Genomic DNA, 24,274 nt, shown 5'->3' with positions numbered 1-24,274 from the left:
TGTGCTGAGTGTGATGGCACATTATGATTTTGATAACTGTCCAAGATGCAGTATTTGACTGCTGAGGGCAGTTTTTTATTTTGTCTACTATAGTTAAAAACTATTAAAATTATATTAATTATATATTTCACCTATTAATAATGGAGGTGTATAATCCATCTCAAGAGAGAATTCATATGAGATACAGAAGAGAAAGAGGAGGATGAATACAGATGAGTATATTTTCTTACCAAGATCCGTTTATGGATGGACACAACGGTGATTTTTCTTCTTTAAAAGGGAAGGTTCTGCTCATTGTGAATACAGCAAGTCGGTGTAGCTACTCCCGCCAGTTCAGTGAACTTCAGCAAATGTATGAGAAATATGGTGATCAGGGGCTGGAGATTCTGGCGTTCCCATGCAACCAGTTTAACGAGAAAGAACCTGGCAGTAGCGTTGAGATTGCCGAGTATTGTAGGAGTCAGTTTCAGATATCCTTTCCGATCCTCGAGAAGGTTGAGGTCGTTGGGCAATCCATGCATCCGTTGTTCCGTTATCTGATTGAAGAAGCGCCGTTTGAAGGTTATGATCTGGACACGCAGGAAGGTCAGTGGATGGACACCTTTGTGAAGGAGAAGCATCCAGAATTGTATCAAGGTGACGGCATCAAATGGAATTTCACCAAATTCCTGATTGACCGCAGTGGGAACGTCCATGGCCGTTATGAAACGACAGTTGCTCCATTAGAGATGGAGTCGGCTATTCAGATTCTGTTGAAGAAATCATAAGTATACCGTAATCCCTGTCCTGAGGTCCTATGACTTTGGGACTGTTGAAGATTAGAACTGGAAATGTTAGGGTAAAAGAAGATAACGAAGGGCTCCATTTTTTTTAATCAAAAATGACCAATATACCATTTCGGTCAGTTGGTTCTTTGATGGTTTTATCGTTATCTGGATGAAATATGAAAATGTGCAAAAAATAACTTGAATCTGTTGATCTGAAGAGTAAGTGTAATCGCGTCTGTAAATCAAGTCATTATTTTTAGTTGTAGAACTCTTAACTTGGGAAGAAGGAGTGAGCGTCATGCCACCAATTTCAGTGCCTCAACCGAAGACATTTGGCCCACTGGGCAATTTGCCGCAATTGAACTTTGAAGAGCCGGTGCAATCTTTGGTGAAACTTGCTGAGGAATATGGGCCGATCTTTCGAATGGAGTACCCTGGGCGAAGTGAATTGTATATTTCAGGTCACAAACTGGTCGCCGAGGTAACGGATGAATCCAAATTCGACAAACGTGTGTGGGCACCTCTTGCGAAGGTTCGTGCTTTTGCAGGAGATGGACTCTTTACGAGTTGGACCGAGGAGCCGAATTGGAAAAAAGCCCATAACGTACTGCTGCCAAGTTTCAGTCAACGTGCGATGCAGGGATATCACAACAAAATGATTGATCTGGCTGTGCAGCTGGTTCAGAAATGGTCACGGTTGAACCCGGATGAGACGGTTAACGTTCCGGATGATATGACACGTCTTACGCTCGACACGATTGGCCTGTGTGGGTTCAACTATCGGTTTAACAGCTTCTATCGGGAAGAACCACATCCATTCATTACGAGTATGGTTCGTGCGCTGGATGAATCCATGAGTTCATTGCAGCGACTGCGTCTGCAAGACAAGCTGATGATCACCAAAAAGAAACAGTTTGAACAGGATATCCGTTCCATGTTCTCCTTGGTGGATCACATTATTGCCGAGCGTAAAGAGAAACCGCAGGAAGGCGCAGATGATCTGTTGTCCCACATGCTCAGCGGCAAGGACCCGGAGACAGGAGAAACGCTGGATGATGAGAACATCCGTTATCAGATTATTACATTCCTGATCGCTGGACATGAGACCACAAGTGGACTGTTATCCTTCGCCGTTTATTATCTGATGAAGAATCCGGATACGCTGGCTAAGGCCCAAGCAGAAGTGGATCAGATTCTGAAAGATCCGGTTCCCACGTACAACCAGGTTCGCAATCTGAAGTACGTTCGCATGGTTTTGAACGAAGCATTGCGGTTATGGCCAACGGCCCCGGCATTTTCCCTGTATGCAAAAGAGGACACGGTACTTGCGGGTCAATATCCTTTGCAAAAAGGAGACAGCGTCAGTGTACTTATTCCCAAGCTGCATCGTGACCGCGAAGCATGGGGAGACGACGTAGAGGAATTCCGCCCGGAACGGTTTGAAGATCCGAGCAAAGTGCCGCATGATGCCTATAAACCTTTTGGTAATGGTCAACGGGCCTGCATTGGTCAGCAGTTTGCACTTCAGGAAGCAACGCTGGTACTGGGCATGGTGTTGAAGCATTTTGACTTCATAGATCATTCGGATTATCAGTTAAAAGTGAAAGAAACGCTGACGCTTAAACCGGATAACTTCACAATTCGTGTACGTGCGCGTGGCGGGCAGCCAGTCATGGCTGTTCCGGGTGTAGCGGTCGAAGAACCAAAGCCGGTTGCCAAAAGAACGGAGCCGGATGCAGCCAATGCCCACCACACACCGATGCTTGTTCTGTACGGTTCCAATCTGGGTACAGCTGAAGGCATTGCACGTGAAATTGCGGATACCGCCAGATATCAGGGTTTCCGGAGTGAGGTCGCTGCGTTGGATGATCGTGTTGGCAAACTGCCAAAGGAGGGTGCCGTCATTATTGTCAGTGCATCCTATAACGGTCAGCCGCCAAGTAATGCCAAGATGTTTGTCGAGTGGATTGAACATGCGGATGCCAATGAATTCAAAGGTGTGCGTTTCGCCGTTCTTGGATGTGGTGACCACAACTGGGCCAGCACCTATCAGCGTATTCCTCGTTTAATAGATGAACAGTTATCTTCCAGAGGAGCAGAGCGGTTATCACCGCTGGGTGAGTCAGATGCTAGCGGAGATTTTGAGAAACAGGTGGGTGATTGGACAGAGCAATTATGGCCGGATCTCGCACGAACGATGGGACTGAAGCTAAACACAAGCTCCAATAGCGAACGCAGCTCACTGTCTGTACAGTTTGTCAGTGGACTCGCCGTAACACCGCTTGCGGATACGTATGATGCTCATGTGGCAGAAGTACTTGAGAACAGGGAGCTTCACGACGCGGGCAGTGAACGAAGCACACGTCACCTGGAGATCAAATTGCCTGAAGGCATAACCTACAAGGAAGGGGATCACCTGGGCATTCTGCCGCAGAATCCACCGGAACTTGTGGAACGTGTATTGCGTCGTTATGGATTCACCGGAACGGAGCATCTCGTTCTGGATGCATCCGGTCGCAGTGCCGCGCATCTGCCGCTGCATCAACCGGTGAACCTGTATGATCTGCTCAGTCATAGCGTTGAGCTTCAGGAAGCTGCAACGCGTGCGCAGTTGAGAGAAATGGCAGCATACACCGTATGTCCACCGCATAAGAAAGAACTTGAAGCGCTGCTTGATGAATCTGTGTATATGGACGAAGTGCGGAACAAACGAATCTCCATGCTGGATTATCTGGTGAAATATGAAGCATGTGAACTGCCGTTTGAGCGCTTCCTTGAATTACTGCCTTCATTAAAAGCCAGATATTATTCGATCTCCAGCTCACCGCGTGTTCAGCCCGATCAAGCGAGTATTACGGTCAGTGTTGTGAGCGCCCCGGCATGGAGTGGACAGGGAGAATACAAAGGTATTGCGTCCAACTATCTGGCTAACCTGAAGTCGGGTGACGAGATCGTCATGTTCACGCGGACACCGGAATCCGGGTTCCAATTGCCGGAGGATGCACAGGTTCCCGTTATCATGGTAGGGCCTGGTACAGGTGTTGCTCCATTCCGAGGTTTCTTGCAGGCAAGGCATGTATTGAAGGAACAAGGTCAAGAGGTTGGCGAAGCCCATCTGTACTTTGGATGCCGGAATCCCGAGCATGATTATTTGTACAAAAATGAATTGGAAGCAGCCCAGCAAGAAGGGCTTGTGAAACTTCATACGGCCTTCTCCCGTGTAGACGGGGAGGAGAAATGTTATGTACAGCATCTGATGAGAGACGATGCCCGTCATCTGATTCCTTTGTTTGAAGAGGGTGCGCATCTGTATATCTGCGGTGATGGTAGCAAGATGGCACCTGATGTGGAAGCTACACTCCAGCAGGCATACGCTGATATTCATGGCAAGTCCGCGAAGGAAGCAGAAGATTGGCTTAATCAGCTTCAGCAGGAAGGTCGTTATGCCAAGGATGTATGGACAGGCATCTGATATACACATGTGAAGGGTCAGCTTGATCCGTAACTGGCTGAGCGGTGAGATACAGAAGCAGTTCTGTTCTCACCGCTTTTTGACATAAAATGATTCTTCAGCAGATAAGTGGTTGCATGGGTTATAATTATATATTGGAAGGGAGCACCCGTATGCAGACATTTGGGAACCATTGCATGGATTGCGAAAAGAACCAGCTTTACTTCCGCCTACAAGGCCGTTTCAGGTTTTTTCTTCCGGTGGTTGGCCGATAGATCGACTCGACGCTGGAGAGAGGAAATAATATACGGGAAGGGACTCTGCCTTTTCCCTGGAGTTCAAGATAATCCAGTCCCACGCCCACAAGTCTGATATTGTTAAATGCATTCTTGGAAGGGAAAGTCGTGCGGATTCCCACTCTGACGCCTCGCCGTGTTCGAGGAATATCAAATACCCGAATGGAATTCAGACTGAGAGGAATGAATAACTGACGGTTTACTTTGATAAACTGCCTTGGATAGACACGACGAATACGTCCCGGTTCCAACCCGGAGAGTGGAGTATTCAGTTCTGCAAGGTGCCCCTGGAGTTCTGCCAGGCGCTGCTGAAGTGTTTTTCCGGTATGGAGATGCTGCCAGCTCATAAGTATTCCTCCGTTCGCCATTTGTACCTAGTATATGAAGGCACGGGGTCGGAAGGTGTACGTTTGATAGCCCATGTTCGTTAAGTCTAACGGGGTTTCTTTTATAATAGAGGAGTGATTCACATGATCGTAGAAATGTATAAAGACCTCATTAAGGATGAGCGTGGCAATTATTATCTGGCAGTACAGATGGATGGCAATGAGCTTACGCTTGTTAATGCATTCGTTGAAGCGGCGTTCACGCCTGAACTGATCTACAATGAAGAGTTCCGTGCCAAACATAAAGAGATGGAAGGCGGGTTTGTAGGCAAAATTGCGATGGACCTGCTAAGGCACGATGTGGTCATGGGGATGAAGCAAATCGACCGCAAGCTGTTGAACTTATCGGATGTGGAACAGCAGTTCACGGTAAATTATATTGATACGATTGAATTTTATCGTCACCCGGCGTGGAACCGGAAGGTGTAAGGCGAAACTCATCTCCTCTGTAACCAGAGAGAGAATGATTTCCGCAGTGGTAGTCAATTTCTATCTTGTGTCCTTATGAATAAGAAATAAAGAAATATAAACGCGCAAAAGGGAAAAGCGCAAGTGCAGGGGCAGTAAACCTCTGCAACTTGCGCTTTTTGTATACAAACAATTATCGATACGTAGGATGGATGATGCCAATATCGCGTTCAGTTTTCAAATTTCCATCGGCGTAACGCTGCATTTCATTTCCTTTGATCCGAATCGGGATGCACTCTCCTTGATAGAAAAGTTCCCCCTCGACGGTGCGGACGCTCATTCCAATGATGCCTTCCAGATGTCCACTATGATCCGTCACCAGTCGAATCCCTGACGGGCCATCCAGATGAACCTTGCCGTCCAGATATACCGTCATGCGATCAGGCGTGTTGACCAATTCATATCCTACTCCGTTGACTTTTCGGCTATAAGCCGTATTGCCAGACACGATCTCACCATGATCCATGTCGATGGGGAGCAGTCCGGTAAACCAGAGCTCATTCGATCCAACAGGCATAATTCCGCATAATCGCTCCACATAATCAAGGAGACAGAGGATAGAGGGGGAGTAAGTCTCGGTAAAACCTTGTTCTCCGGTCCACGGGCTTAGTACCTGACCAAATCGCTTATCTTTGGATAGAGCGGACAAGATAGGCTGCATTACCCAAGTCAGTTCTACATATCGATGATGATACTCGAATGCGTGTGGTGCCCGAATCAGACTCAGAAAATTGGATGCCCCTCCCCAGCTGTTATAGGAGGAAAAGGGATCAAATCTGGGATCATCCATTGAAATCGATGTAAACGGGTATTTAGCGAAAAACTTGCTTGTATTCAACAGGTACCGACGCAGTAGGTTATCGAACAATTCACGGTCGCCCACCTCGCATGCCATCACGCGGAGCAGCACATCGGATTGGACTCTGACCAATTCGTCATTACGGTCCCGATCATAGAAGAACCTATCCTGTTCGTCGTAACAATAACGGAAGAGACTTTCCAGACTGGACTCGGCTTTTGCTTTCCAATCCGTTCCCGATTCTCCCAGTTCTTCCGCCATACGGGACAGATACATGCGCTGACAATAGATATTGGCAGTCAGATCTGGTGCCAGAAAAGGCAGAATCGGAGAATCCGGGTGATAGGCAGAAGCATCATTCATATAAGGTGTATCCGGAACATGCCAGAAACGCGGGGATAAGTCATGTCCGGTGTCAAACGTACTGAAGGCCTCTACACAGCCGGTTCCTCGGGTATTACGGTTGCGTGCAATCCACTCATCGTAACGAACCATAGCCTTATACATCGTGTTCAGGAAAGGCGACTGCTTGCCATGATTGCTATGAAGCTGATAGTGGTTCCATACACTGCGTGCCAGCGGAGTGACCAACTGGATTTGCCGGAAAGAGGGTCCGTTTGCCGTGAGTTTATACGGGAGCAATCCATCTGCTCTTTGCTGCTTGGCAAATGCGAGGTACGTTGTTTCGGACACGGAAGGAAGCAGGCGAGACAGCAGCTCCGCATTGATGGTACCTGTACTCTCTAACCAACATCCCAGATAGATGCCACCTTCTTGTAAAATAGGATTACTGTCTCCCATGGGCAGGATGCAAGCAAGCAATTTCTCTACTGCTGCATAATACGTAGCTTCCAGTTGTCCGCCCGATGCCGCAAACCGGATACCCGACGCATGCCATTCTTGTAATAACTGCTGATCTTCCGGTTTAACTGGCTGAACTTGATCCATCATCGAAATGTTGCGCAGCCGATCCAGTATCTCTTCTGTCATATGTTCCTCCTCACAGTGTCTGCTTATTGATTCGATTCAAAGATACGAACGGTCCCGTTATAGAAGTCGGAGACAAGGTTCTTACCGAGTCAGCTTGCGTGCAGTATTAATTATAGAAATATAAAAAAAGACTGCGTGATATGCGCAGCCTTTAAATGAAATTAATAATCTATATAAATTGAACTAAAGAATATTTACACTGCACACTCCGATGACAGAACAACCTTCCGATCGCTGTTATCCCCAGATTTTTTTGATTCCTTTTATAAAGGGGAAATCCGGGGATAAAGGCGAACGCTCCGCTTCTTCAGGTCCTTTCTGTCCTCTCCGTTTCGTGTAAATGTTTAGTTCAACTTATATAGTGCAGACCTGGGAGACTTAGAAACGAACCAGATTATTGACGTTGACAGGCAAGCCTGTCGCGATGGCGCGATTGGCAGCAATCCCAGTCAGAATGGATCTGGCACCGTCCACGTGGTTAGCAGCGCGATGGAACGGATCTTCAACAGGCTCTCCAAACAGATCATTCAGCAGAACCGGGTCACCTCCGCCATGTCCACCTGCTTTCTCTTCCACTTCAACCTCATATGGCGCATCAAACATTGGAAGAACCCGCAACGTTTTACCGATTAAAGCACCTTCTTTACTTTTGTCACCCAATGAATTGACATAGGATTGCTCCACAATGTTCATTTCAATCCGGCCTTTGGTGCCATTAATGGCAATGCGATAACCCTCCCATGGCTGGTAGGCAACGAGGGAGTAGGTCAGAATGGCTTTGTTCCGATACTTCACAAGAACACCCATTGTATCCTCAATGTTGATGCCATCCCCAAATACACTCTGATCGCGCTGGTAACCATCTTCCGATTCGGCATCCAGATACATGGACTTCATATGTGCGTCTGAATCCAAATGCAGTGCAAAAGGGTCATCCTTTGCGATCGGGTTGCCGGTTGCCCGGTTGTAGAATTGCGTTACACCGCGTTCTTCTGCGTTTTCTCTGCCGTAATACATCAGATCACCAAATGCAAACACGGTATCCGGTTGCGAGCCAATCCAGAAATTCACCAAATCGAAGTGATGGGTGGATTTGTGCACGAGTAATCCGCCGCTATTACGCTTGTCCCGATGCCAACGGCGGAAATAATCTGCCCCGTGGCGGGTATTCAGCAGCCATTCAAAGTGAACGGCAGTAACTTTCCCGATGGTATCATTCAGAATAAGTTCCCGAATCTTAGTATGGTGCGGTGCATAACGGTAGTTAAAGGTGACTCTTACGTTCTGGCCAGTCCGCTTGACAGCATCCAGAATCTCCTGACATTTCTCCTCATCGATGGTCATCGGTTTTTCGGTGACAACGTCACAACCAAGTTCCATCGCACGAATGATGTACTTGTGATGGGTGCGGTCAACACTCGTTATGATGACATAGTCAGGCTTCTCGTTCTCAATCATCTGATCAAACTGATCTGCAGGATAAGTGGGTACCTCAGGATACTCGTACTTTTCCCTCAACAGTTGATTCGCGTAGTTCATACGGACTTGATTTATATCACAAAAGCCGACAAGCTCGGATGTATCCCTGTAATCCCGGGTCAAAGCACCATAAAAAAATTCGGCGCGGCCGCCGGTTCCGACTAAAACATAACGTTTCTTGTTACTCATGTCTATCGCCTCCTTGAATATAGCTCTAGACTATAACAAGGGAGTACTTCTTTCGCCGCATTTTATGCGTAACCGCTTTCAAATGCCGCATATTTTGCTATAATTTATGAAAAGGAGAGAGGGCGATATGACAGAACCTTTCAGTGCAGATTTTCATGATCCCTCGGACTTACTGCACATCGAATATGATCGTCGCATTGGATATTTCTCGATGACGGATGACCACCTGCATGATCATTATGAGTTATATTACCTGTTGTCTGGTGAGCGTATCTATTTCATTAAGGACCGGACCTACCGGGTAAAGGCTGGTGATCTGGTGTTTGTTGACCGAAATACGGTTCATAAAACATTGGAGAGTGGCATGCCTGACCATGAACGGATGGTACTCTATATGAAGCCTGAGCTTTTTGCAACCATGGCTATTTCCGGGGAGTTAGTTGAAGGCTTGAAGGAACCCTTTTGCTGGGAGATTCCTATTGTAAGGTTTCCATCTCAAGTCACTGAGGTTCTGGAACGGATGGTTAGCGAAATGGTGGATGAAATGCTTTGTCCTCAACCTGGAAGCAACCTGTTGCTCCGTCACCGGGCTATTGAATTGTTGCTGCATGCCTATCGTAATCAACACTTGGGCAGGTTAAGCTCCGATGATCGTGAGCCGGTTCTTCATCCCAAGACACAGGCAGTTGTACGTTACCTGAATGAGAACTATCAGAAACCACTGACATTACCGGAGGTGGCGGCCATGTTTCGCATTAGTCCGCATTATCTGAGTCGATTGTTCAAACAAACGACGGGGTTTACCTTCAGTGATTATCTGAATCTGTTACGGGTGAAGGAAGCACAGCGTTTACTGCGAGAAAGTGAAGAATCCATTACAGACATCGCCTGGCTTGCGGGGTTCAGTAACTTCTCTCATTTTGGCAAGATGTTCAAACGTACCGTTCAGGTATCACCAAGAGTTTATAGGCAGGAATACAAGGAATCGGGTTCCGTGAGGACCATAAAAGAGGGAGAGAATATACGATGATTGAAGCGAGATTAAATGAACTGGGGATCATTTTGCCACAGGCCAGTGCCCCCGCAGCGAAATACGCCAATGCCGTTATTGTGAATGGAATTATGTATGTATCCGGGAAAGGACCGGATACCTCCGAACGTGGCAAACTGGGAGCAGACTTCACAACAGAACAGGGATATGATTTTGCCCGAAATGCCGGACTGGAGGTACTCGCTGTCGTTCGAGACGTGCTGGTTTCACTGGATCGGGTGAAGAGAGTGGTTAAAGTGCAGGGCTTTATCAATGCGTCCGCTTCGTATCAGGAGCATCATAAAGTGCTGAATGGATTCTCGGATCTGATGATGGAGGTATTTGGGGATCAGGGGGTACACGCTCGTTCAGTGTTCGGTGCAGTGTCCGTAAGGGATAATTTGCCGCTGATCATTGATTCTATTTTTCAAGTGGAGGAGTAGGTATAACGATGCCAGAATCGTCTTCATTTAATCCGATCATGTTAACGATACCCGAGAGCTTCCATACGGAACGCCTCACAATTCGAGCACCACAGTGGGGGGATGGCGGCAGTGAGTTCGAGTAAAGGGAGGGTAGATATGGAGCGAATCGGTCAAGGAAGAACTGCGGAAATCTATGCGTATTCGAACGAGCACATTATGAAGTTATATCGAATGGATTTTCCTCACGAAGCCGTCCAGAATGAATTTAGAATAAGTGAGTTGGCATACAAAAAAGGACTCCCCGTCCCACAGGCAGTATCCTTGATAGAATATACTACGTCGCGTGCTGGCATTGTTTTTGAGCGAATCCAGGGGATTACCCTGTTATCACTTATCATTCAGCAACCGGAGTTACTAGAGCAGCTGGCGTTTAAAATGGCTGACTGCCATTACAGACTTCATTACGAGCGAGATGATGAAGGGACACTTCCCTTACAGAAGCAGATTTTATCGGGAGCGATTCGCAATGTTCGATTATTGTCGGAGGACGATCAAGCGCAAGTCCTTTCTTACTTAACAACATTGCCTGATCAAAAGCAGATCTGTCATGGCGATTTTCACCCTGATAATGTTATGCTCAGTGAGGCTGGCGATCAATACTGGGTCATTGATTGGATGACTGGAATGTCCGGTGATCCTGCGGGTGATGTGGCTCGAAGCTGGGTAATATTAATGAGTGCCACATTGCCGGAAGATACAGAGCCAGTTATACGAATGGGTTTTGAAAAGGCTCGTGAATCGCTGGTCGAATTTTATATCCATCATTATATGCAACTTTCCGGGATTACACGTGAAGCAATAGAGTCCTGGATGCTGCCAGTTGCTGCCGCGCGTCTTGACGAGGATTTGCCCGCTCAAGAGGTGGAACAGCTGCTCAAGTTTGTTCAGGAACGTATCCGTCGGTTAGACGAATCTAACTATATTATATAAAAAGGATAGATAAAGAGAGGGGACATATTCATGCTGCATTCATTAAAGGCCATACAATCATACAAGTCAGGAAACACGCCGGAAGCCCAGCCATTATGGCTGCAACTGCTGGCAGCAGCAGAGAAGCCCCATATTAACCTCGAACGCATTCATTCCATTGCCGAACTTGAGGGAACAAATCCGGTGCTGGACTACACAGAGCGTACACTTCACGTGCTGGAGGAGCTTCAGGTTTCTTTTTGGGTGCGAGAAATTATGGAGGACGTATTAATCTGGTCAGAGACGGCGAAGGCCGGATCATTGGAGCAGCGGCGGGTATGGCAAAAGCAGGGCGTTAACTTGTTTGTACATAATTTGGGGTCCGCTCAGTTATATGATCTATACGCAGAGGCAGACCACCTGGATAATGACATCGGTAAGAGCAGGGAGACGAGTTTAAATCAACTTGGATCTCCGGGCGATGCCTTAAGTAAAAATGCGGATATAAACGAGCATGATGCGCTGAATTCACACACACCAAGACATGAGGTTATTCGTACTCTGATTGCTACGCATGGACTTATTGGTCAATACATACGCGGCGAGATTCCATTTGCCGAGAATGCTTCGCTCCACGCCTTGATCGTCAAAGGATGGCTTACTACAGATGAGTTGCACACCATACTGATGGCACTAAATGAGTGCATTATCGCAGGAGTTGATTCAGCGTTATGGAATCAGGTTCAGGCTGAGGTACAGCGAATTGTAGGCTGGATTATCACTGGACCGAATCATGAGGACTGGAGCGTGAAGGAACGGTTATCTCGCTTAAGAAGTTCATCCATTCGGCAGGGAGAAGCTATGGATAAGGCTTACGCCAAGCTCCAAACGGAACTGGATGTAGAACAGGCGCTGGCTCCGCTGGCTCATCGTACTCTGTGGTATGTGGAGTCTGCCATGCAGGATTTTTCGTTGCAGGAGATGGTAAAGGTGTTCCTGTTGACGCTTCGCAGCGAAAGTATGAACCCCACATCCAAGGAGAGTCGATCTGAAATCGTTCGCCATATTAGCTTCGAACCATTGATGAATACGATGTATTACGACTACAAGGGTGTCAAGAAGCTCAATATTTACAAGAAACGAATGATTGAAAAATATTTGGAACAGTATACATGGGAACAGATTACGGCAGGGGAGCAGATCGTCTATCCCCATCTAACCCATCGCATTGAACGTCATACGGATCTGCCCGATACACTGTTTGTGACCTTCGAATTTTCCCCAGCGGCTGAGAAGCTGATTGCATTCTGTATTGAAGCGGAAAAGTCACCATTATACGAGAAGGCTGTACTGCTGTTATTTGACCTGTTCGGATTGCGCCGGGATGCGTATGATCGTTTCCACAACGAAGAGACGTATTTGTCCGATATGAACAGCTCCGGTGATTATAAAAAAGTACTGCTCAACTATATCGTTGGTAAACGGGTACTGGATATCGGTCCAGGTGGAGGGATTCTACTGGATCTGATTGAGCAGGAAAAACCGGAAGTGGAGCCGATTGGTATCGATATCTCAGCCAATGTCATTGAAGCGTTGGAACGCAAAAAACAGCGCGAGGGACATCGCTGGCAAGTTATGAAGGGGGATGCCCTGCAACTGGAGCAATATGTGCAGCCGGGCACAGTAGATACGGTTATTTTTTCATCCATTCTGCATGAATTATATTCCTATATTGAACTGGACGGTCGAAGATTTAATTCAGATACGGTTGTAGCAGCGCTGAGAAGTTCATTCCGTGTGCTGTCACCTGGAGGAAGAATTCTGATTCGGGATGGGATCATGAGTGAACCGGAGGCACAGAAGCGCCGGATTCGTTTCCAGGAACCGGATGGGATGCGCTGGCTGGAGCGGTATGCAGAGGATTTTCAGGGACGTGCAATTCAATATGAGCGGATCTCAGACAATGAGGCCGTATTGCCGATCAACGATGCGATGGAATTTCTCTACACGTATACGTGGGGCGAAGAGGCCTATGTGCATGAAATTCAGGAACAGTTCGGTATATTCACGCCGACAGCCTATGAGAACTGTATTCGAGAAGCACTGGGTGAACAAGCCGAGATTATCACTTTCGAACATTTCCTTCAGAAGGGGTACACGGAAGCACTTGGAGAACGAATGATCTTCATGAAGGAAAATGGTGAACCTGCGCCTTTGCCAGACAGTACCTGCCTGATTGTCATTGAGAAGAAAAAAGGGTTGGCGGCTGGATGATGAATGGGGCCAGTACGTTTTTGTATTTTGTCAGACATGCGGAGTCTCGATATGTTGAAGGACAGGAACGCGAGCGTGGACTGACAGGGCAAGGTCATCAAGATGCGGGAACGGTTGCCAGTCTGCTCCATGGGGAGCAGATTCAACTGTTCTATTCTAGCCCTTACAGGCGCGCGGTGGATACGATTCAGATTCTGGCAGATCAGTCAGGTGGAATTGTGGTTACAGAGGAAGATTTGCGTGAACGCCAGTTGTCGAGTTCGGATGTGAAGCATCATAATTTTCGTGAAGCCAAGCAACGATTGTACCGTGATCCTACGTATGCGTATCCTGGAGGAGAGTCTGGTGAACAGGCTCGCTCAAGGGCAGTAGCGGTGATCGAGAAAATTTTGGATAAACATGCGGGTCACAAGGTAGTCATCGGAACCCATGGAGATGTAATGACGCTTATTTTACAACATTATGACTCTTCCTACGGTTATGATTTCTGGGAGAAGACTACAATGCCGGATATCTATAAGTTGCAGTTTGATGGAACGCGCAAGTTGGTCCAGGTCACCCGATTGTGGGAGTGACGGAGTTATATATGAGACAGGCATTAGCCAGGATGATAGTTGAGAGGAGAGAGTGGGACGGATGAAAATTACGTTGTTGCCGGATACATACTTTATTGAAAATCTAAGCGTATCTTCATTACAGGATAGAATGTACTGCATATTTGATCTCGAAGGTACAGGTATTAATCCTGTGGTGGAGAGTGTGACTCAATTTGGTGCGATGCATTACCAAAGAGGTCATCAATGCAAGACAACATTTTCTTCACTTACACGCGCGAACAAACCAATACCAGAACCTGTGGCGAAATTAACAGGAATTTCGAATGAGGAAATGTTGGAGGCTCCGTCGTTCGTAGAAGCATTTCAGGAATTTCAGAAATTTATTGGTGATAACGTTCTTGTGACACAAGCTGGATATGAGTATGACCTACCCATCTTGAAGCGGCATTGTGATGAGTATGGGCTTCCGATGTTGACCAACCCGGTGCTCGATACAAAAGCGATGTTCACCTACATTCATCCTGAGGTTAACGAGGTCGTTTCTACAGATTTTCTGATTCGGTATTACGATCTGAATACAGATGGAATTCACAGGCACAATGCTTTGGCAGATTGTGGTGTGATCGCTGGTATCTTTGAAAGTATCCTTAGCGAATATGAGGAACTTCAATTGGATCATTTTACAGCCGATCCAAAGCAGATGATGAAACGTTTTGTTATACCAGAGATGTATCTGACTTGACGAGGAACTGGAGGAGAGATCAATGAGCAAAACGGATGTGGAGAAGCTACTGTTGGATCTTAACGAGGGACGGATTCTGACCCAGCAGACATTCGAAGGATTGGATGTGGAAATTTACTTGGATGAAAGGGATGCTTCTGCATTTGCTGACGAGTGGATGCAAGCTTTTGTACGATGGGCTCAAGATAACGCAGTAGCTGAAGAAGAGGTGCTGCGCGCATGCAGGGAACAGGCGTTTAAACAAACCTTGGCTCTCACCGGCGAACCTGAGTTAGCGGGGTATGTGAGTGATGATATGGGTTTAATTGGTGCTGCATTGTTACAGGGTACGGCGAACGATTTCTTTGTGGATCAGTTGTTGGAAAGTTATCGTCAAGGCAGGTTGCCCCTGCGATAAGCGGGGGAGGACCAACAGGGTTGTTTTCGTTTGTATAAAAAAACAGCATCAAATGTACATTGTGGGTCGGCTGAGGCATAAGGTACAATTCACCTAAGCAATCGATGAGAATGATAATCATTATATGTGAGATATTCTCACGGTTACATCAACAGATCACATAGGGGTGAAGGGTAACATGGTAGGTTTAGTTAAAGGTTTCAAAGGGTGGACGATTACATTACTGCTCATGGGTCTGGTTGTTTCAGGATGTAGTACAAATACCGCTACGAATGCGGAACAGACTCCTGCAACTGCAACTGAAAGTGCGGCTTCTGGAGAAAATACTTCTGGAAACGAGACAGAGCCTGCGACACGAGTTGTACAGGATGAATTTGGAGATGTGACGATTCCGGTTCAACCACAGCGGATTGCTGGAATATATGTGGAAGATTATTTGAAGGCGCTCGATATTACACCTGTAGTGCAGTGGTATAACCCGATGTGGGGTGTACAGGATTATTTAGGACTGGATGTTCCTCAATTTGATACTACGGGGAGTATTGAAGCTTTGTTGGAATATGATCCGGATCTCATCATTGTAGATGGTGGGGTAGATATGGAGAAATATGAGATGTACTCCAAGGTGGCACCGACATATCGTCTGCCTGAGAGCGTACTGCAGGATTCGAATCAAATTTTGAAAACCATTGCCGATGTTGTAGGGAAACCGGACAAGGGTGAAGAAGTTGCTGCGGCATTTAAGGCCAAGATTGCAGATGCTAAGGCGAAGTTGCAGGAAGCGGTTGGAGACGAGACTGTCGCAGTTGTCCGACTGAATGTTAACGATGATACACTGGCACTGTTCGGTGTGAAGAATCGATTTACCGGATTTATTTATTCCGAGCTTGGTCTAACACCTCATCCTCTGGTTAACAAGATGGAAGAATATCAGGAAATTCTGTCTGAAGAGGCCGTGCCGCAACTTGATGCAGATCATCTTATTGTGTTCCCATCCAATGGTGAATGGTCTTCTCCTGAGAACAAGGAAGCCTTGAAGGTACTTGACAGCAAATTGTGGAAATCTCTTTCGGCCGTTAAAAACAATCAGGTGTACATCATGGAAAGATCACAATGGCAATCAGGTGCGATTACAGCAAATTCCATGAAAATTGATGATCTCTTGGAAAAATTGACTCCATAATTGAATCGATTACTTAAAGAAAGTTCTTCAGCCAGGGTTGAAGAGCTTTCTTTTTTCGTATACACTATTTTAAATGATAATAATTCTCAGTTAAGGAAGATGAACATGTGCCCCACGATAATACAACTGATCCCCAAGCCCTGGCTATGCTCACTTCAGCATATGGAATACGTAGATCACCATCAATCTCATATCGATAAACGTTTGTTATACAGAATGTCGACTTCACACGCTATATTTGTTGTAACGTCTGGGAAAGGTTCAATAGTTTGCTCAGATCGGGAATCTCATCTGGAAAAAGGAATGATTATGTTTGTTCCGGCTGGAACATCCGTCAGAATAGAAGGTTCTCCTGGGACAGGAAGTGAATTGCAATACTATAAGCTTGATCTGATGGTGGCTGAGTTAAGCGAAGAGACTTCGAACGCTTTGTCGAGAAGAAACACGGAGGAGCAGCAGGAACTTTCCCAAAGTCCGGATTCTCCGACATTATTACCGCTTATGCAACTCAGTTACATTCCGTGGAGTTCCTGTCTGGAAGCCTTGGAACAAATACTGCGTCAACAGGTCACTGGCGATTGGCTGGAGCAATGGGAGGTACAGCTTCGTTTCCAAGAGTGGTTCCGTGCCTTGCTTCGCCAGAGTGCCCCCGAAACAGAAGTACCCGATGACCGTGCCCGTCTTCAAAGTTCAATTCGTTATATTGGCGACCACTACGATCAGACGATAACCGTGGATGAGCTCGCGGCAGATATTGGTCTTACCAGAGCCAGCTACACTCGGCAATTCAAAAGGATTACGGGCAAACTCCCGCTTGAATATGTAAATGCGGTTCGGCTTGAACGCTCGAAGCAACTATTGCAGCTGACGGATGATCGCATCCATGAAATTGCACAGAATGTGGGATTTAGCAGCGAGTATTATTTTGGCCGCCGATTTAAGCAATATGCTGGTATTTCACCTGGGTTATACCGCCGTCATCACCGTCAAGAGGTTCGTGTCTTTGCTCCTTACCTGGAGGACTTTGTGTTGGCTCTTGGCGTAAAACCTGTACTGCAATGCTCCCATCATTCTTGGGGGAGACAGCATTATTTGGGATTGGATGATGTACCCGAATTCGATGTAAGCCAGCAGGATGCTCAATTTAATGTGGGCAATATACCGGACTTTATCATATTGAACAAGGGATATGATCGATGGAATCTGGACCGCTTCGAACAGGTAGCACCTACGTTTTACGTAGAACATCTGGGAGAAGATTGGCGCTCCATTCTGAGATCGACAGCCGATGTATTGGGAAAGGCGAATCGGGTCCAAGATGTAATTGGTGCGTATGAGGACAAGGCAATGGAAGGTAAGAGTCGGTTAGCACGTTATATGCGTGGTCAGACTGTAGCTTTTTTACGCATATCCGCTTCGGATATTACTCTCTATGGGGATCAGCAGGGCTACGTCGGACCTGTAATTTATCAGGATCTTGGACTGACTCCGCACTCCCGTGTGCAGCAATGGACAAGACACGAGCGGAGGATTTTCATTGGATTGGAGCTGTTAAGTCAGCTTCATGCGGATCACTTGTTGATTACATTTGACACTGGAAACTCGGCCAAACCTGGAGATGAGCGCGAACTGCTCGAAAGGGATGAATGGAAATGTCTGCCTGCGGTGAAGAGTGGCAATGTGTATGAGGTGGATTTTATGAGCTGGATGAACTACGGTGTGATCTCTCATGGGAAGAAAATCGACGATATACTGCGGTATATGGGCTAAATGATGAAATATATGAGAGATATGTTAATTTGTAGTAGAGATGGATGTCATTAGCGTTCCGTCAGTATGTTCACTGAAACCACCAGTTCCTATAAGCATAACTTCCTGTAGTAGAGTTTCTGGCTATGCTCCTTATCCAGACTATCCGCTTCCTGAAGAAGCCAAAAATTTAGTTATGCTCTTAAGACTTAATATTGATGGAAGCAATGTAATGTTCTCTGATGTTTTTCAAGGTTCGCCATTTATTGCTGGAAATAATATAAGCCTTTCCTTAGTTAATGCTGACATGGATGGAATTAAAGCTGCATTCGATAAACTTAAAGTAGGCGGCACTGTAGTCATGGAGCTTCAAGAAACCTTTTGGTCCAAATTATACGGTGGCTTAACAGATAAATTCGGGATTACTTGGCAGTTTAGTTAAGATGATGGTTCCACGAACATGTGATTTTAAATATACACGGAACAAATATTAAAGGATATAGGACTTTTCTTAGTTAAGATAAGACTCTATATCCTTTTTGATTGTTGAAACAGACAGCTTCAAATTAGCTCAATTGAAATTAATTCATACAGTGTCTTCACATTACATTCAATTGTGTCGGCGATAGATATTGCAATTTTAAAAGGCATGATTCGCTTCTTATCTATAAAGTCTGTAATGCGCTCGGGCTTATAAAATAAGAGCTGTGCAAGTTCATCTATGTTCATGCCACGAGTGAAGAAGATTGAAGGAGAGGGATAATTGTGGCACTAAAGATTTGAACCGAAAGCTTCGGTCAAAGATGACGCTATTGGCATAACACCCACAGTATCTTTTTTGTTTGTTAATATTAGTTAAGAAAGTTATAAGTACCATTAGAAGCAATATATCCGAATCTCATCTGCTTAAATTAAAATAGTATGCCTTCATAAACTGTTAAGAATTGCTCTCTATAATTCAAACTGTAAGCATTAAAACAAATTATTAGGAGGGCATTAATATGAAAAAAAAGAGTTTGAAGTGGGTTGGATCAACAGCATTATCACTTGTACTGGTAGCTAGCATATTACCAGTGGCAGGGGCGACTGGTGTGTCTAAAGTTAATAGAGTTACGGAAGTGAATGGAACTGTGACTACAAAAAGTGAGAAAAACAATGTATATGTAGAGAGTGAATTCGCCACGCTAAAAAGAGTTGTATTGACACAATCTGAAGCTTTTATGCACTTCAATTTTGATGATTTTCCAGAAGGAGACATGCCTATGCCTGAAGGAGGCATGTCTATGAATACGGATCCGGTAGAGGCACAGAAAAAGTGGGAGAAAGAGCGTGAAGACCTTAAAAAGATTCTTGAAAAATACGGGGTTGAGGTTCAACGTCCACGCCTTTTAACTGAAAAGGAAAAACAACTAGGGGCTGTGAAAGATGGCATTACAGGTGGCGAAGGAGTAACTAATTTCTTTGTCAGAGATCCATTCTTCACAATCGGAAATCATCTAATTGAAGGTTCATTTAAATCGGCTTACCGGAGACTTGAGGTTTTACCTGTTAGAAGTATTCTGGATAAGGAAGCAGCCCAAAATAACGTTCCGCATGTAGCTGTCCCACAACCAGACGTTTCTAAAGGAATCAACTCTGCTGCCGGTCCTTACCTTGAAGGTGGAGATATTCTCGTGTATGGAAAGACTGTATTCGTCGGTAATTCTGGTCTAGCTTCAAACAAAGCCGGTATTGATTGGCTCAGAAACTATTTGACACCATCAGGGTATAAGGTGGTTGAGGTGAAGCTAGAGCCTGGCACATTGCACCTGGATTGTGCTATCAGTTTTGTAAGAGATGGATTAATGATTGTTAGCATGGATTCGTTAGCCAATGGGCTCCCAGAAGAACTTAAAAATTGGGACAAAATCGAAGTGAGTTACAAGGATGCTCAAGATTTGGCGGTAAATGGATTGCCAATCAGTAGCGAAGTATATGTTACGGACATTGCATTCAAAAATACAATTGGAAAAGAGCTTGAGAAAAGAGGAATCAAAGTAGAATATATTGATTACGAAATTTCTCGTTCTTTCGGCGGAGCTTTCCGTTGCAGTACACAGCCATTGCTTCGCACGGATAGCTAAAAGTTAAATCAAGTATGAGGTGAACTATGACAAGCCGGATTTTAGTGGTTGAAGATGATCAGGAAATTCGTGATCTATTACGTATGTCTCTTGTCCGTGAAGGTTATGAAGTAACAACAGCTAAAGATGGAGAACAGGGAATTGAATTAGTAAATGAGTCATTGGATTTGGTAATTCTGGATATTATGATGCCTGGAATAAACGGACTGGAGGCTTGTATACGAATCAGAGAACGATACAATGTTCCTATTCTTTTTCTAACTGCTAAATCCGGAACTTTGGACAAAACGGAAGGTTTGCTTGCTGGTGGAGATGATTACTTAACTAAACCTTTTTCTGAACAGGAGCTTCTGGCAAGAGTTATTGCTTTGTTGCGTAGGTATACGATTTATCAAGATAAAAAGGATTATGGCGAAACATTTCTTATCGGAGGACGCTTAAAAGTAAGTGAACAATTTAACGATGTATGGAAAGGCAGTCAGAAGATTGAGCTTTCCGATCTGGAGTACGGTCTACTCAAACTGTTGATGACCAGAAGAAATAAAATTTTCTCTGCCCAAAATATTTATGAGAGTATTTGGAAGGAACCTTATTTCTACAGTTCAAATAATACGGTAGTAGTACACATCCGAAAATTACGATTGAAAATCGAAGACGATCCAGCAAAACCTGCGTATATCTTAACAGAATGGGGAAGAGGTTACCGTTTTGGCCACTCATAAACTTACTATATCTAAAAAGTTGACAATTTTAATAATTATTGCTCTCACCATAAGTGTTCTTTGTTTTTTACTTTTGCAGTCCATAAGCAATCGGGTTATGGATCATTATTTTACTTCTGATGAGCGTTTAAAGTCCGAATCTCAAGTTTACGTCCAAAAATTTTCAGAATATGTTTCAGCAAACGATCTGTCAACGACAGATCGTATTGCATTTTCAGACTGGATTAAGAGTCAGAAGAGCAATTTATTTTTATACGTATTTCAGAACCAGGTGCTTCAATATGATTCCTTGTACCATGCTGATGACGAAGGAGCATATGGAAGTCAGCCTGAAACTGATTATGATCGACGGAACTCTTACCCAGTACAATTTAAGGATGGGACAGGTAACGTTTCAATCTATGGATTTTATTTTTCCCACTACTATAATGTGGCCTACATGCTTGAAATATTGCTGTCCGCAATGTTATTTATAACCATTGTTTTATTTGGAATACGTAGAGGGATCAAATATTTGCGCACAATTAATAATGAAATTCATATCCTTGAAGGCGGCTCATTAGACTACTCTATAACGGTACGAGGGTATGATGAATTGGCGATGATTGCGGAAAGTATAGAGGAACTACGTAAAGCATTTTTAGGCAGGTTAGAAAGGATAGACAATTTGCAAAATGAGAGTAGAAATCTTGCAACCGAAATGTCTCACGATATGCGTACGCCACTGACATCTCTCATCATGTATTTAGAGTTTGCCCGTAATACACCAGAAGATTTATGTGTAGAAACAAGGTCTCAAATCGAGAGTGCGTATCAAAAGGCTCTCCAACTTAAGAATCGTACAGACGATCTGTTTTCATATTTTTTATTAGATAAAGAGAGGGAGGCAGACTTAGTAACCCTTTCCGTTCGGGAATCAATTCATGATGTATTGTCAGATATTACAACTGTACTCAGAGCGGAAGGATTTCAGGTGCTTGTAAATGGTTCCCCTACGGATGTCATGATTACTATAGATATGGAAAATATTGGGCGTGTATTTGATAATTTTCTGTCGAACATACTGAAATATGCAGATCGAGAGCAGAAAATTAATTTATTTACTTATATAGAAGATAATCATTTTGTGATTTGTGTAGAAAACAAATTAAAAATAAATAATGAATCTGTAGAAAGTTATAAATTGGGTGAAAAAATCATAGAAAAAATTATGCATCGGATGCTAGGACAATTCTCTTCATCTGAAGATCAAGAGAATTACAAAATTATCCTGAAATTTAAAATAAGTCGAGCTTTTAAATAGCTGACTAAAATTGCATGTAACGTGTTTTCGTAGATCTATCACTTTGACTGTATTCAATTCGTTCGACGATGAAGTTATGCGCGGGGTTGTTACATCGATTGAAAAAACCAACAGGAGAATTAAGCTTGTAAGAGGTGATGAGGATTACAGTTGGATCAAATTAGAAGAAATTATTTCAGCCGGGAACTAAAAAAGTACTCTAGCCTTTAAGGCCAGAGTAACACAACTACAAAAAAATCACGAAAAAATAACAATCTCTGCGAATGCTGGTGAATTCATACGACTTTAAAGTATGATGAACCTGCTAAATAACAGTGAAAATCAGCCTAAACGATTCAAGGAAAATGCATGAGAATATAGATAGAACATGCCGTATGCCGTGGATGAACTACGGTGTGATCTCTCATGGGAAGAAGATTGAGGATGTACTGAGATTTATGGCGTGTGGGGTGGGAGTTAAAACTACAAACTAGCTGGTTTCAATATTAAATTAAACTCGAAGAAAAATAAAAAAATATTCTACTAATCTGATTTATTGTATAATATAGGAAAAATGAACTGGAGAATAGACATCCTATGAAGAAAAAAATCTGGGCCTCGCTTTTAGTAATAGCTGTTATTGGAATGGCCCCTGTTACAGCAATATCAACGACTACGGTCGCCGAATCGTATGAAATTTTGGATGAAGATCTTCCTGAAAGCTTACGATATGATTCTAACCATCCAGATATAATTTATGTGAAGGATTGTGGGGTCTTCGAGAAAGTTGATTCGAGTTTAGTAGATTACGGCGAAGAAGAAGTTGTGTTCGATGATATGCAAAAGGTAACAGATAAAACGAATGTAATTGTTGCTTATGATGCAACTTACGTCAAAAAAGGTGAATGGGAATAGGAAATTCATTAATTTATAATTTAGGAGCGCTAGGAAGATTTATATCCAATAAAAAAATAAAATTTCAAGAATTTAGCTGAATTTTATAGATGAGCAAGTTTATGTTTAGACACATGAACCTATGTACACTAAAGTGAGTTTGTACATAAACACTTTAGGAGGATTCATGTGAAAACAACATTTTTTAAGAATATTAGTTTATTTATTGGAGCAATTGTTTTGCTGTTTGTACTTGCACCCAATCAAACTGTGAAAGCTGCAGTAGATTACAGTGGTGGACTGCTTGATGGGAAGAGGCTCTATAACAGTGGAGGATTTACTGGAGGATATTTAATAGGTACAGAAGCTACTGACAATAATGAGGAAACGTTTTTTTCTGTTGATAAGAGTACCCCGGGACCTACAGGAACTTTAGATCATATCTATTATGATTTTGAATCCCCACAGACTGTTATATCTTATCGTTTGAAAGCAGATAGAAATACAAATATCGTAATTGAACTGTTAGATAGTAAAGGACAGTACGTTAGATATTTTACAGTTAGTACGACCGATGGTTCTTTAGTAACTTTACCTGAGATTGCATCGGGTGTAAGTAAAATTAGTCTAGTTAACACAAACGCCAGTGCACCGTTAAAAGTTTTTGAATTTAATGCATATACTTCTGAACCAGAGCAACCAACCACACCAGAACCAGAAGAACCTACAACTCCGGAACAACCAGAGGAACCTTCCACTAACCGTGCCATCTTTGTCGTTACCATGACAACAGGCTTGGAGAAGGAATTCGACCTAAGCATGAAAGAAGTAAATGATTTTATCGACTGGTATGAAGCCAAGCAAGCTGGAAGTGGCAAGGCATCGTATGCCATTGATAAACATGACAATAACAAAGGACCTTTTAAGAGTCGGAAGGATTATATCCTGTTTGATCGGGTGCTGACGTTTGAGGTAAGTGAATACTAGAAAATGTGAAGTTCCTCCAGCTTAGCTGAAGGGGCTTCTTTGTTGTTTACTTTGATGAATGAGCCAATGCAACTACTCGAAAGGCTTGTTTCATCTTATTTTAGTGTAGCGTTTA

The 24,274-nt window shown here is 44.2% G+C and carries 22 protein-coding genes and 1 pseudogene; 20 read left to right on the top strand and 3 right to left on the bottom strand.

Annotated elements, in window-relative coordinates; genetic code table 11:
* The first annotated feature begins 212 nt into the window (after nucleotides 1–212).
* Nucleotides 213–767 carry a glutathione peroxidase gene (locus tag AC6CIF_RS00180; protein WP_498197221.1) on the top strand — a complete coding sequence of 185 codons (555 nt, stop codon included), beginning with the start codon at nucleotides 213–215 and terminating at the stop codon, nucleotides 765–767.
* Between the two features lie 298 nt (nucleotides 768–1,065).
* Complete coding sequence (locus tag AC6CIF_RS00175) at nucleotides 1,066–4,239, top strand: bifunctional cytochrome P450/NADPH--P450 reductase (protein WP_498197220.1); 3,174 nt, start codon at nucleotides 1,066–1,068, stop codon at nucleotides 4,237–4,239.
* 199 nt (nucleotides 4,240–4,438) lie between these two features.
* Here AC6CIF_RS00175 and AC6CIF_RS00170 read toward each other — a convergent pair whose 3' ends face one another.
* Nucleotides 4,439–4,861, bottom strand: a complete 423-nt coding sequence (locus AC6CIF_RS00170) for a hypothetical protein (protein WP_076216115.1) — start codon at nucleotides 4,859–4,861, stop codon at nucleotides 4,439–4,441.
* A gap of 123 nt (nucleotides 4,862–4,984) precedes the next feature.
* On the opposite strand from AC6CIF_RS00170, the gene AC6CIF_RS00165 reads away from it, so the two are divergent.
* A complete protein-coding gene (locus tag AC6CIF_RS00165; RefSeq protein ID WP_091031464.1) occupies nucleotides 4,985–5,329 on the top strand; it encodes a hypothetical protein in 345 nt (114 codons plus the stop codon).
* Between the two features lie 172 nt (nucleotides 5,330–5,501).
* Here AC6CIF_RS00165 and AC6CIF_RS00160 read toward each other — a convergent pair whose 3' ends face one another.
* Nucleotides 5,502–7,157, bottom strand: coding sequence for an MGH1-like glycoside hydrolase domain-containing protein (locus AC6CIF_RS00160; RefSeq protein ID WP_498197218.1), 1,656 nt, complete (start codon nucleotides 7,155–7,157; stop codon nucleotides 5,502–5,504).
* Between the two features lie 378 nt (nucleotides 7,158–7,535).
* Entirely contained in the window at nucleotides 7,536–8,825 is a 1,290-nt protein-coding gene (locus tag AC6CIF_RS00155; protein ID WP_498197216.1) for a Gfo/Idh/MocA family oxidoreductase, read from the bottom strand.
* 127 nt (nucleotides 8,826–8,952) lie between these two features.
* On the opposite strand from AC6CIF_RS00155, the gene AC6CIF_RS00150 reads away from it, so the two are divergent.
* From AC6CIF_RS00150 to AC6CIF_RS00070, 17 genes and pseudogenes are all read left to right on the top strand, one after another.
* Nucleotides 8,953–9,855 carry a helix-turn-helix domain-containing protein gene (locus AC6CIF_RS00150; RefSeq protein ID WP_498197214.1) on the top strand — a complete coding sequence of 301 codons (903 nt, stop codon included), beginning with the start codon at nucleotides 8,953–8,955 and terminating at the stop codon, nucleotides 9,853–9,855.
* On the top strand, nucleotides 9,852–10,298 hold the full coding sequence (locus AC6CIF_RS00145; protein WP_498197213.1) for a RidA family protein: 447 nt from the start codon (nucleotides 9,852–9,854) through the stop codon (nucleotides 10,296–10,298). Before AC6CIF_RS00150 ends, AC6CIF_RS00145 begins: the two co-directional genes overlap by 4 nt.
* 8 nt (nucleotides 10,299–10,306) lie before the next feature.
* Nucleotides 10,307–10,411, top strand: a pseudogene (locus AC6CIF_RS00140) (GNAT family N-acetyltransferase); the annotation flags it as partial.
* On the top strand, nucleotides 10,401–11,270 hold the full coding sequence (locus AC6CIF_RS00135) for an aminoglycoside phosphotransferase family protein (RefSeq protein WP_498197212.1): 870 nt from the start codon (nucleotides 10,401–10,403) through the stop codon (nucleotides 11,268–11,270). The pseudogene AC6CIF_RS00140 and the gene AC6CIF_RS00135, both read left to right, overlap by 11 nt.
* Nucleotides 11,271–11,300: 30 nt before the next feature.
* On the top strand, nucleotides 11,301–13,523 hold the full coding sequence (locus AC6CIF_RS00130; protein ID WP_498197210.1) for a class I SAM-dependent methyltransferase: 2,223 nt from the start codon (nucleotides 11,301–11,303) through the stop codon (nucleotides 13,521–13,523).
* On the top strand, nucleotides 13,520–14,098 hold the full coding sequence (locus tag AC6CIF_RS00125; RefSeq protein ID WP_498197209.1) for a histidine phosphatase family protein: 579 nt from the start codon (nucleotides 13,520–13,522) through the stop codon (nucleotides 14,096–14,098). The genes AC6CIF_RS00130 and AC6CIF_RS00125 overlap by 4 nt, the downstream gene beginning before the upstream one ends.
* A gap of 61 nt (nucleotides 14,099–14,159) precedes the next feature.
* Nucleotides 14,160–14,822: a 3'-5' exonuclease gene (locus AC6CIF_RS00120; RefSeq protein WP_498197207.1), complete on the top strand. Its 663-nt coding sequence runs from the start codon at nucleotides 14,160–14,162 to the stop codon at nucleotides 14,820–14,822.
* Between the two features lie 22 nt (nucleotides 14,823–14,844).
* Nucleotides 14,845–15,219: an immunity protein PIM1 family protein gene (locus AC6CIF_RS00115; protein WP_498197206.1), complete on the top strand. Its 375-nt coding sequence runs from the start codon at nucleotides 14,845–14,847 to the stop codon at nucleotides 15,217–15,219.
* 178 nt (nucleotides 15,220–15,397) lie between these two features.
* Entirely contained in the window at nucleotides 15,398–16,402 is a 1,005-nt protein-coding gene (locus AC6CIF_RS00110; RefSeq protein WP_498197204.1) for an ABC transporter substrate-binding protein, read from the top strand.
* 99 nt (nucleotides 16,403–16,501) lie between these two features.
* Nucleotides 16,502–18,172 carry a helix-turn-helix domain-containing protein gene (locus tag AC6CIF_RS00105; protein WP_498197202.1) on the top strand — a complete coding sequence of 557 codons (1,671 nt, stop codon included), beginning with the start codon at nucleotides 16,502–16,504 and terminating at the stop codon, nucleotides 18,170–18,172.
* Between the two features lie 40 nt (nucleotides 18,173–18,212).
* On the top strand, nucleotides 18,213–18,593 hold the full coding sequence (locus tag AC6CIF_RS00100) for a VOC family protein (RefSeq protein WP_498197200.1): 381 nt from the start codon (nucleotides 18,213–18,215) through the stop codon (nucleotides 18,591–18,593).
* Between the two features lie 559 nt (nucleotides 18,594–19,152).
* The gene (locus AC6CIF_RS00095) at nucleotides 19,153–20,274 is read left to right on the top strand and encodes a dimethylarginine dimethylaminohydrolase family protein (RefSeq protein WP_498197198.1); all 1,122 of its coding nucleotides are present in this window, start codon (nucleotides 19,153–19,155) and stop codon (nucleotides 20,272–20,274) included.
* Nucleotides 20,275–20,300: 26 nt separating this feature from the next.
* Nucleotides 20,301–20,996 carry a two-component response regulator YrkP gene (gene yrkP, locus AC6CIF_RS00090; RefSeq protein WP_076217136.1) on the top strand — a complete coding sequence of 232 codons (696 nt, stop codon included), beginning with the start codon at nucleotides 20,301–20,303 and terminating at the stop codon, nucleotides 20,994–20,996.
* Complete coding sequence (locus tag AC6CIF_RS00085) at nucleotides 20,983–22,299, top strand: sensor histidine kinase (protein ID WP_498197196.1); 1,317 nt, start codon at nucleotides 20,983–20,985, stop codon at nucleotides 22,297–22,299. Before yrkP ends, AC6CIF_RS00085 begins: the two co-directional genes overlap by 14 nt.
* Nucleotides 22,300–22,309: 10 nt before the next feature.
* Nucleotides 22,310–22,489, top strand: a complete 180-nt coding sequence (locus AC6CIF_RS00080; RefSeq protein WP_076217134.1) for a YolD-like family protein — start codon at nucleotides 22,310–22,312, stop codon at nucleotides 22,487–22,489.
* A 386-nt stretch (nucleotides 22,490–22,875) separates the two neighbouring features.
* Complete coding sequence (locus AC6CIF_RS00075; RefSeq protein ID WP_498197194.1) at nucleotides 22,876–23,193, top strand: hypothetical protein; 318 nt, start codon at nucleotides 22,876–22,878, stop codon at nucleotides 23,191–23,193.
* A gap of 168 nt (nucleotides 23,194–23,361) precedes the next feature.
* Nucleotides 23,362–24,159: a hypothetical protein gene (locus AC6CIF_RS00070; protein ID WP_237175792.1), complete on the top strand. Its 798-nt coding sequence runs from the start codon at nucleotides 23,362–23,364 to the stop codon at nucleotides 24,157–24,159.
* Nucleotides 24,160–24,274 lie beyond the last annotated feature (115 nt).

The sequence above is a fragment of the Paenibacillus sp. GQ49 genome, assembly GCF_059759055.1.
The sequence above is the reverse complement of the archived record's forward strand: the minus strand, read 5'-3'. Positions and strand labels throughout refer to the sequence as shown.